Below are 10,267 nucleotides of genomic sequence, written 5' to 3' on the forward strand. Positions count from 1 at the left end.
TTCAATCGACACCCCCATCATAAGAACTAGATCCCCTCAGATTGGGGTCAACCAGATCAGCCAAGAAGGGTTGCACACTTTTGTGTTACCCTTACAAAATCAACAAACAAAAAGCTGCCCTATAAAAGGACAGCTTTTTCAGGTCGGCGTAAAGCCTTTGATATTCGAGTCGGCGTAAAGCCTTTAGTAAATTCAGGTCGGCGTAAAGCCTTTGGTGTTTCCAGGTCGGCGCTAGGGCCTTATTTAAATAGTACCCAAATAATACAATAATATGACTACTAAATCAAGAGTTTTGAGTCTTTTTAGTGGCTAAATCTAAAATCGCCTGATCAATTTTATCCATTTGTTCATCTGTTAGCTTCATTTTGATAAATTTGCCCTTGTGTTTGTAGCTACTTAGCCTTTGCTTGCTTACGGATTTAATTTGACTAACCACAGCATAGGAATCAGTTTGCTTTTCGGGTAAATCTTTCAACGGACCAATCTCCATGTATAAATTATCTACTGATTTCCAATCTTTTTCTTCTTCTTTCATAGATGAGATTGGAACAACAATAGCATGATATGTAAACTCCTTAATCACCACGCAAAAATGAGGGTAGTTAAATTCAGAGCCTATATTTACCCCAAAATCCACCCAGTACACTTCACTCCGTCTTCGTCTGACCATTTCTTTATCCCTTTTCGGAGGGTTATTTTTAAATAGATGAATGATTTTATTCTTTATTCCAATTTCCAACAACCAATTGGTCAAATCTTCCCCATAAACCATATCTTCATCATAAAAATACATTATTTCACTTTTTAATTTTCGAAAAGCATCATCAATTTTCTTTGAAAATTCTTCTTTTTTTGGCACGTAAATCCCCCGTTTTTTTTTATATTCCTAATCATAACAGAGTAAAAAGGATTAGGGGAAAAATCTATTAGAAGTCCCTAGAACGGACAGCTAAGATTTGAGCCGTCTTATTTATGGCGCCAGAAATGACAGGACGGCTTGCTAATTCTACGGGGCGTTTGGCATAGGCTTACAATTCGGTACGGTTATATCACATTCCCGCATCAATAACCTCTCCTTTTAGGGACTCGGAAAAGTCAGAAAATCGGTCATCTTTTCTTCCTGAATAACAATATGAGTCTTAGTATTTCTTAGTGGATCTCCGGCCAGAAACGGAATAGATAATAAGAAAAATTGATGGAAAGAGTGTATATACGTATAAAATCCATTGCTATCTCAACTGAATTTATTACGCTGAGCCGACTGACTAATATTCAGCGTTCCTTTCTATTGGTGCGGTTAGTCTTTGCCCAACCGTCCTCATTTTGAGGATGGTAAGGGTCCTTTTTTGATGTTAGACTTTTTTGGATAAGTTCAGTAACGTCCATTTCTGGACATAACTTCTAAACTGTTACTCTTTTTTAAGTAAGAGTTATATGGAGAAACAACTAGGTGCCATTTAATGACCACTTATACAAGGTCAGAATGAAAATCGTGCCAGATAAGTGCGCCCTAGATGTTGGGTTTTGTAAGGTATTATCCTTCATGTAGGAGGTAAATTCGGCGGTGGAGGATAAAACTACCGGGTGTTTATACGGAGAAGGTGCCTGCATATGAATACCTAGGTTCCCTCTTATGGGGACGCTATTTCCTTAGTCGACTATATATGTATAATCTATCTTTTTTGTTAAATAACACCACAAAAATCAATTTATACTACTCTGAAATGATGTATTATGGAAATAGATGTTTTGTATTCCCCTGAAGAGAGGGGGAACCGCATTATGCAAAATTCTCACACACCTAATCAGGAACCTTACAGTGATAAGACTAATGGCGAGAAATTTAAAAATGTATGCCAAGGCATCGCAGCTATTGGTACGATGGCCTTACCTTATTTGTTACTCTTCTTGAATTACTTCCAAGGTTAAGCAATCATACAGCCATAATCACATGAATACCCCTTCATCGGCCCTTTAGCGCAGGCTTGGATTTGTTCGAGGACTAACCAACCTCAAACAAGTAAGAGCTAATACAAAACATCTGATTTATATTTTTGGGGCCGCCCAAAGTGGCAGTTGAAGCCATGGTGGCAATAGCGAAGAGGATACACCCGTTCCCATTCCGAACACGGAAGTTAAGCTCTTCAGCGCCGATGGCAGTTGGGGGCTTCCCCCTGCGAGAGTAGGACGTTGCCAGGCACCAACAGAAAAAAAGGACACCAAGCTTACCAGGCTTGAAGTGTCCTTTTTTATTTTTTTGATATACTAGGTTGCATTACCGATTATTGTAATGCAATAAAACTGGGTCACTTGCCGGTGACACCACCTAACCCAAGTTTGTATCTCTGTGATTTTCACAATGAATGAAACCACGGAAGTAGCAACCTTAACACGATCTACATGCTCTAAAAAACAAACGTTCCCGAGAGGAACCGCGCAAAAAGCTCTCACACTTTTATCTTGACCTTACAACTCATATATTAAACCTTAATACATCTGAAAGTAAAGATAGGTTATAGCCAAATCTATCCAAACCATAAGTGCCTATCCCGAATAATAGGAGGTATTCCATGCCAAGTTTTTCGAAAAATACAAATAGCCGTAATTACTCCTCATCACCTATGTCATCGATGATGATTACACCTACATTGCCAGTGAGGTTCTTATTGTCCGTCCACATGGCGTATCGTTTGCCGAGCAATTCAGCAGCCTTTAACCGATCCTTAGCTCCAATATCAATATCATCGATTACTTGGACGCCTTCACCAACGCCTCGGAGAGTCTGTTCAGTATGTTCTCCCCTCATAATGCTCGTTAGATAGGCAAGGATTTCATCCTGGCTAGCTATACGTTCGGCATCCTTGGCGGCCATTCGTTCATCAATAAATGACCGGATGTAAGGTTTTGTAAGGTTCTCAGCACCTACCGACCGAGCTGTCTTTTCGCTATACCCTGCTCTTATTGCAGCTTGGGTTGCGTTCCCTGTCACAATATAGTGATCTGCAAATTTCTTTTGCTTTGGTGTTAAATTCAATAATATCCTCCTCCGTCGTCCACTCTTTAATCTCTATACAGCTTCTTTTTTTTAGACTAAAAAAACTCTAAATATTTTCCCCTTTTTAAGGTGTCTGATTTGTCCGGATAAAGAAAAGAAAAGGCTAAATTCAGCCCTTTCTTGCTTTATTTTTCTTTGATTTGCCACTAAATACAGTTGGTATTATTACTAGGAGCAGAAAGAGAATCCACACTGCATTCCAAATCCAGCGAAATGCATCTGCAAAAATACCCCCTATGATTACACTTAAAATAACTAATACAATCACACCTACTGTAAATTTATTCACTGCTTTCACCTCTATCTTCTGGATATGTCTGATAGCTCGTTGATGAATTGTTGCAGCTTGCGAATTTGTCTTTGTTTTTCGTTTCGATCGATGGAATCATCATTCTGAACAGCCTTAATTTCCTTGCGGTAATCGCTCATTTCTTTCTGGCGAGCATTCAATTCTTTTCTCATTTCATCATCGTAATCACTTGATTCTACTCCAAGTTTGTTTAAGTCAGCATAAGCTCGATCAAGCTTTTCTTTCAAGTCGTAGAATTCCTTGGCCCGGTCATTACTGAATACAGGGTCAGCCGTAACCTTTTGCTTTAATGTATCCCTAATTGTAGCACCCTTGGTTGTGGCAGGAATACCCAGTTCAGCCAATACTCCACCGTAAGATTTGAAAAGATAATCAATTTGTTTGGGCGACTTGTTCGTTAGTTTCCCTAGTTCCTTAGCAATCTCACTGGTTTTTGAATCATATTGATATTCCGGCGACAACGCTTCCAAATCTGCCGGCACAATAGGAGCATCCATGAAGTTCTTATTTGCTCTAATGTCACCAATAGGCGCCGCAATGGTTCTGGTTGGCGGGAAAAAGTTCGCTATGAATGTTTCAGCAAAGTTATCAAAAGCTTGTGGATCTTGATCATTCCACATTCGCAATGCCCTTTCTACATCCGCACCGAAAATAGGCCCCAATTCTCTAGGTTTAGGAATTTTGGTAAATGTCCCATCTCCATTCGGTATCAAGAAATTGTTGTCCTTAATATGGGAACTTAGCTCATTGTAATCAGGATCCTTATGATTGATTGCATATAGAGCAATACTCGGAATAGTAACGGCAGTAAAAGCTTTTACTGTGGATTTAATCGGATTGTCCTTTACTACCCTAACAGTCTTATCAAGCCCTTGGAGCGCCGCGTTGAGATAAGGCACAAAAGCATCCACTTCTTTTGCGAAATTACCATGACGATTAAAGTTTACGGTGACATCGTTAGCCTCGTATAAGCCCTTAATCTTTCCGTTGTACGATGGGTCTTGCTTAACAAAGCGCTTAAACTCCCCTAAACGAGGTGCAGCTTCAACGGCATTGTTTAGGTTTTCTATCGCTCCCACTCCTTTACCTAATAATGGCCGTATGCCCTTTTGTGGCAACAAAGATCGTTTACTTTGTGCCAGAAGGTTTATGTCAGATGAAACCGGACTCGCATGTCCCCCTCCAACAGATTTGAAGGACTTGTATAGATCATCATTTCTCAAAACGCTTATAACCGAACCAATTAGATCTTTTGTAAAAACAAACGGGTTATTAGTTGATTTTGAATTAACATAAGCAGTCGGAATGTCTCTCCATATATTCCGGGTCAAACTGAAGACAGGGTTTACTCCGGTGGTTAATGTTTTCATCATTCTGGTTACTTGGCCAACGGCTTTTACCACAGTATTCTGAGCTTTAGGCGATAAATTCACCAAAGCATCCAATAGAGCAGGGTCGTGAACCTTTACATGCACTTTTTTACCGTCTATCATGCCGTATACGACGTTTCCATTAGTGAGGTCGGGTTTTTTATCGAACGTTTCGTTAAATCGCTCTATGACCCCTTCTACGCCGTTTTCTTTCAAAGCGTTTTTCATATCTGTCGGCATATCCTTTGTAGGTAAAATTTCTGCCCAACCTTTCATCCCTTCAGGATCCTCTTGCAGTACTTTTATGACTGATTGCATAACCTCGTTTCTTTTGGCCGCCTTCACAATCTTATCGGTCGTTTCAATAGTGCTTTCTATCGGACTAATTATAGGTCTTTGAGAGCCGGTTGCTTTATGGATCGTAACATTTTGATTTGCAAAGCTATTCTTTGCCTTGCCACGAAACGGGTTCTTTTCCAAGGAAGAAAAGTATCGATTGTTTGAAATATAATAAGGATTTGCAGCGCGATATTCGTCCATCGTTTCTTTCGTGAACATCCCCATATCTACTAACCACTTATCCTTAAACTGCCGATCGAAATTGTAATATTGTTCAGCGATATCTTTAAAATCTGGGTATTGCGCTTCGTAAGTTTGAACCTTTGCTGCTGATTTAGCAGCATTCATTTTCATTTCGTCAGGAAAAACTTTTTCTCCCCGTTCCATACGAGTAATAGCGTGTCTATTCACTAAGTAATCTTCAAATTGTTTTAAATTACGCTTAGGAATTTTCGAAACAACTTCTTTAAGAGAAGGGCCAATAGCTTCCCCTTCTTTATTCACCAGTTGAGAAGTGAGTATCTGTTTAACAACTTGATCGCTACCTCGAGAATTTAATGCCAACATATAGGACCTTTCGGAAGGTTTTAATGAGCGTCCTAAAACTGCCTCGGCCCTTTCATCAAAGTGATCCAGCGTTTTTACATTGTCGATTCCCTTGTTGTAGGCTAATTCCCTCAGATTCTTAAAAGATGGCTTTGTTTTATCTACTTTACTCACAATATGCCCTGTTGTATCCGGCAACGGATCTCCAGGCGTATAAGGGATATCGCGATTGATTGGAGCTTTTACTAATTCGTATTCATTCACACCTTTAGGCTCGATTGGTTCAAAGTCTCTTCCTGCTTTTAACCTTGAAAAATCCCCCTGAGGCTTTATTTTCTCTGCAGTAGCAGCACCCTCTTGTGTTGCTTTCATCTTGTTAACAAAAGAACCAAAATCGCCTTTTAACTCCGGTTCATTTTGACCCAAAGTTTTCAGCTTTCTTAACGCCTCAAGTGGATGTTGTTTACTAGGCGCAAGAGAATCTACAACACTTTCGCTTGGACGGCCGGTAAACGTAGGAACTTCACCTTTAGCCATCTTGCCAACGCCTTTAGCCACCAGGCTCCCAGCACCCATTAATAAAGGATCGGCAACTGCACCAAAAGCAGTGTCGAGCCCGATCCGTTTCAATCGCTCTTCCGGACTTAATTCTTCACCGAATCCAGCACGAACAGCTTCGTTCCCCACGCCGAACACCGCACCACTTGCAGCGCCTTTTATACTTCGATTAAGAGCAATCTTGGATAACTTTTCGAATCCTTTTTCCGTACCCTTTACCGCCAGCATTTCGGCTAGTTGACTACCTGGCTTAGCTAATTTAGCAAGCCCAGCCAACTTTGATACAGCTGATTCGGCTCCTACACCCGGAACGATATAATTAGCTAATCCTAAGCCTTTGCCGGCAATGTCAGCTGCTTTTTCTTTCTTATTCTCTGCAGCTTTAGTAATTGTGTGCAACCGTTCAAGGCGGTCTTCTTTTTCGTCCTTGGCTTTTTTCTTTTCGGCGATTCCTTTGTACGCTTCATCTTGCTTGTCCACGAAATCTTTACCTAGAACGAGTTCCTGCATGGAATGAGATGCGCGGCCGAGTGTGCTATCTAGGAAATTAAGAATTTTTTTGCTTTGAGGAACGGTGTTCGCCTGCTTTTTGACTAAGGCGGTAAAAGGTTCATCCTTTTTTTCCTTGCTTCGCTTGGCAAGGGATCTCAAAATATCATTCTGCTTATCATAGATTGTTTCCACGTTATTCTCGCGGGCATCCATCCACTCCCGAAACTCTGCCGCTTCGCTTTTGGATAACCCTTTCAATTCCATGATGGTATCGAACTTAGCATTCTGGTTCTTTCCGAAAAACTTATTGCTAGGGAGAGGGTTGATTAGGTCCTTCTCCCATTGTGCAGATCGTCCTTTCTCTGCGCTACGGCTGTTAAAAGTAGAGCTGTTATATTTAATGTTCCCTGCCCGTCTCGGCGATCCTTTTTTCTTCTGAGGGACAGTGGCCGTCTTATCTTCTTCATATAGTTGCTGTGCAGACTTCTTTTGCCCGAATTTCAGAAATGGATTGTATGTCATCCGTTCCCCTCCCGATTAATAGTTTTTAACTGGTTACATAAGAACACTTTTGTTAAACTATGTTTTTCTAACCAGCCGCACCTTTGTATGTGCTCTGTTCCTTAAGACTGGCAGCCATTTGCCGCCTTGCTTCAGCTCTCCGCAACCGTTCTTCTGACTCAGCCGCAATCCGTTCTTGCTGATAAATTTTGTATAAGGAATGAATCCCTTCATCCCAAACCTTGCACAGCTGCACTAAATTATGAATGTCGCAATCTAGTGCTAACTGTTCGGCATTCAAAGATGTATGATCAAGCTCCATATATCGCACAACTGCCGCTTGGATTGGTTCAAGCTTGTCCATTGCCGCAAGTAGTCGATTAATCTTTTTGGTTCTGACAGCCAATGTCTTTCTTAAGAGCGCTTCTCTTTCGATTCGATCGAGCGCTTGCGCTTCCGTTCCCGGGCAACAATAATAAACCTCTCCGTGTTCATATTGCGTAATCGGCCATTGAATATTAAGTTCATTCTCCAGCAACAAATCGTTTATATTTCTTTGAAACTCAGGGAATCCACGTAGTAGTCTGAATTCCTCCGAAATCACGTTCTCCCAATGTTCCGCCATGTTTACCTTCTTTCCAGATATCAAGCAATTGCTCATCTGTAAAATTACTTGTATCAAATATGCGATCGAGAAGCCGTCTTATATCCATTTAACAAAACCTCTTTAGATAATAATTTGTTTGGTTTTCCTATAATCTTCGCAAAACATATCTATAAACATTGAGTTTGTGTACATTCTAGATACGGCCCTTTCGCCGATTACATCACGGATTTTTATATCATCAAAGTTTGTTGTCCAAATGTTAGCAAGATTCAATCTATTATCGATAATTTCGGTCCATTTAGAGACTGACCAACTGATTTCATTCGTGGTCTTCACCGTCTCAACTCCCACGTCATCTATAACCAAAACATCTAATGCTCTCATATCTTCAAAAAGCCTTTTTTCTATTCCTGGCGTATTAAATGATTCTTTAATTTTGTTGAATAATTCCGCCGCTGAAATAAAGCCAACAACCATCCCTTTTTCATCTAGAGTCCTAGCAATAGCAGTAGCCAGATGAGATTTCCCTGTGCCTGTCGACCCCATACAGAGTAAAGAAATCTTCTCTCCAGCTAATATTTTTTTTGTATAATCTTTTGCTACCTGCAAGGATTTTCTTGTACAATCGTTATATGCATTGAAATTTTTGAATCCTGCTGAAATATGTGTAGGATGGGGGAGATACCAGTTCGCCCTGATATTTTCCCTTCTTTTTTGACTCATTTCTAAAGTGATTTCTCGAGAAAAGATTTTATCTCTACATCTGCTACAATACTGATCACATAATTCTTCTCTGGGCTCATCCTCGTCCTTAAGGTAGTAAACCCAACAAAACATAGTATCTTCTCCGCACTTTCCGCATTTGCATCTTTCTATGCTTACCTCACGCGTCTTATCAATTAAGTCTGGTCTTATTTTAAATAAGTGATCCTTTGCCTTATCCAATCCGATTAGCTCAACAAATCCTCTATTCCTTTTAGAATTTCTGGCTGAATTGATCAAAATGGAAATTCCTCCAATTCATTTAAAGTTTCTTGCCATTTTTCGTCCGTAACCGTTGCAGCAGATGCCGCCTGTCTCCGCTTGCTTTCCTCAGATTGAGTAAAGAGGGAATCTTTTTTTCTGAAAGGTGTAACATTGCTGTACTGGTTTGCATTAAGCTTGCTTGCAGCTTCTTCCGCTGAAGTATTGCGAATGATTCCTAGAGTGTAATTTTCCTTTTTACTGTGCAGTGCCGGGTTTTCAGCATGTGTTTTCAACCCGTATTCAACACATATTGCAGGATGTTTATCCCATGTCTCATACATCTTCAAGATAACCGAATCAGATATTTTCCCGCTGGTCCTTGTATGAACGATAATGGCCAAGTAATCATCAATAACCTTTAATTGATTTTCAGAGTACCTAACACGCAGATTTTCAATCTGTGAAGGTATATGTTCTTTATTTATTTCATTCTTACTTTCTTGCTTTCTTTCTTTCTTGTTAGGTGTTAGTTCCTTGTTAATTGCTTGTTGATTGCTTGTTAACTGCTTGGTGGGTTGCTTGTTAGCTTCTGCATCCAATGATTGATAAATTCCCCAGTTAACAATGGTTATTAGCCTGCTTTTGTTTGTTGATTGATTTGTTAGAAAGCCGTATTTCTCGAATCTTTTTAAAGCTGTTCTTACGTTCTGAATCGTGATGCCTTTCCCGCAATTTTTCACAATTGAATCTAAGCTAGTGATGAATTGCCCTGGATCAGCAGTATATTTTTCCCCTTGCCACTCCCACTCCTTCCCCTGATGATTGGCCATCATGAGAAGTGTGATAAAAATCGTTTTTTGTTCAGGTGTAGATTCAAACCAAATCGGCTTATCCATAAGGCATCTATGCAACTTAATCCATCCGTTCATTCAACCACCTCTCCGCTCCTACCCTTTGCATGATTAAGCATGTAACAATTGATTCTTTTTGCATTCTTCAATCGCAGCAGCAATCTTTTCCTTTTGATTAGAAGAAAGATTAGATCTCAACCAACGATATAAAGTCGACTCACTTACCCCTAAATAAGCAGCGATTTCATGGTTATATAAACGAGAATTACGAATTTCGTTTTTTAGTGCCTGGTTCATACAGTTCCCTCCCTTTTTTTGATAACATATTCTTCTATCACTTACATCTAAAAAGAAAACATATGTTCGGTCAAGAAGACAAACATATCCTATGAAACAACCCTCATGGCTTGCATCACCTACCTAGTTTATCCAATTGGAAAATTTCTGAAGCTATTGAAAAAGCTTATACTTATATTATAACAATAAACATCTGCTGGTATTGCGGTCTGTCTAAAAGGTGTCTTCATAAAAGGCACCACTTTGACTGTGTAATGCAAAATAAAAGTGCAGACTTGTGCAACGTTTTTGTACAGAGTCTAGCACTTTTTTTAGTGCCATAAAAAAAAGACTTGCCAGTCACCCCAAGTCCCTCTACTGTATAGGTGTCTAATC

Annotated in this window: 8 protein-coding genes and 1 rRNA gene; 1 reads left to right on the forward strand and 8 read right to left on the reverse strand. The window is 39.9% G+C overall.

The genetic code is table 11. From position 1 onward, the window contains the following. Positions 1 to 283: 283 nt before the first annotated feature. The gene (locus BN1765_RS00455) at positions 284 to 859 is read right to left on the reverse strand and encodes a type II toxin-antitoxin system PemK/MazF family toxin (RefSeq protein ID WP_050613368.1); all 576 of its coding nucleotides are present in this window, start codon (positions 857 to 859) and stop codon (positions 284 to 286) included. A 1,224-nt stretch (positions 860 to 2,083) separates the two neighbouring features. On the opposite strand from BN1765_RS00455, the gene rrf reads away from it, so the two are divergent. Then, positions 2,084 to 2,199: ribosomal RNA gene (rrf, locus tag BN1765_RS00460) — 5S ribosomal RNA — on the forward strand. Between the two features lie 406 nt (positions 2,200 to 2,605). On the opposite strand, the gene BN1765_RS00465 is transcribed toward rrf, so the two are convergent. From BN1765_RS00465 to BN1765_RS00495, 7 genes are all read right to left on the reverse strand, one after another. Then, positions 2,606 to 3,034 carry a terminase small subunit gene (locus tag BN1765_RS00465; RefSeq protein ID WP_050613369.1) on the reverse strand — a complete coding sequence of 143 codons (429 nt, stop codon included), beginning with the start codon at positions 3,032 to 3,034 and terminating at the stop codon, positions 2,606 to 2,608. 130 nt (positions 3,035 to 3,164) lie between these two features. Beyond that, on the reverse strand, positions 3,165 to 3,344 hold the full coding sequence (locus BN1765_RS00470) for a hypothetical protein (RefSeq protein WP_147554121.1): 180 nt from the start codon (positions 3,342 to 3,344) through the stop codon (positions 3,165 to 3,167). An 11-nt stretch (positions 3,345 to 3,355) separates the two neighbouring features. Then, entirely contained in the window at positions 3,356 to 6,934 is a 3,579-nt protein-coding gene (locus BN1765_RS00475; protein WP_147554122.1) for an LPD38 domain-containing protein, read from the reverse strand. A gap of 325 nt (positions 6,935 to 7,259) precedes the next feature. Beyond that, on the reverse strand, positions 7,260 to 7,796 hold the full coding sequence (locus BN1765_RS00480) for a hypothetical protein (RefSeq protein WP_050613372.1): 537 nt from the start codon (positions 7,794 to 7,796) through the stop codon (positions 7,260 to 7,262). A gap of 102 nt (positions 7,797 to 7,898) precedes the next feature. Next, positions 7,899 to 8,780: an ATP-binding protein gene (locus BN1765_RS00485; protein WP_050613373.1), complete on the reverse strand. Its 882-nt coding sequence runs from the start codon at positions 8,778 to 8,780 to the stop codon at positions 7,899 to 7,901. Beyond that, positions 8,777 to 9,640, reverse strand: coding sequence for a hypothetical protein (locus BN1765_RS20325; RefSeq protein ID WP_222705389.1), 864 nt, complete (start codon positions 9,638 to 9,640; stop codon positions 8,777 to 8,779). The genes BN1765_RS00485 and BN1765_RS20325 overlap by 4 nt, the downstream gene beginning before the upstream one ends. 66 nt (positions 9,641 to 9,706) lie before the next feature. Continuing rightward, positions 9,707 to 9,892, reverse strand: a complete 186-nt coding sequence (locus tag BN1765_RS00495; RefSeq protein WP_050613375.1) for a helix-turn-helix domain-containing protein — start codon at positions 9,890 to 9,892, stop codon at positions 9,707 to 9,709. Positions 9,893 to 10,267: the final 375 nt, after the last annotated feature.

Source organism: Bacillus testis, assembly GCF_001243895.1.
In the GTDB taxonomy this organism is placed as follows: Bacteria; Bacillota; Bacilli; order Bacillales; family DSM-1321; genus Bacillus_AD; species Bacillus_AD testis.

Bases quoted from the DNA above. Each gene is read 5' to 3' on its own strand.
- BN1765_RS00480 (WP_050613372.1), bottom strand. From the start codon at position 7,796: ATGGCGGAACATTGGGAGAACGTGATTTCGGAGGAATTCAGACTACTA.
- BN1765_RS00495 (WP_050613375.1), bottom strand. From the start codon at position 9,892: ATGAACCAGGCACTAAAAAACGAAATTCGTAATTCTCGTTTATATAAC.
- BN1765_RS00475 (WP_147554122.1), bottom strand. From the start codon at position 6,934: ATGGAATTGAAAGGGTTATCCAAAAGCGAAGCGGCAGAGTTTCGGGAG.
- BN1765_RS20325 (WP_222705389.1), bottom strand. From the start codon at position 9,640: ATGGATAAGCCGATTTGGTTTGAATCTACACCTGAACAAAAAACGATT.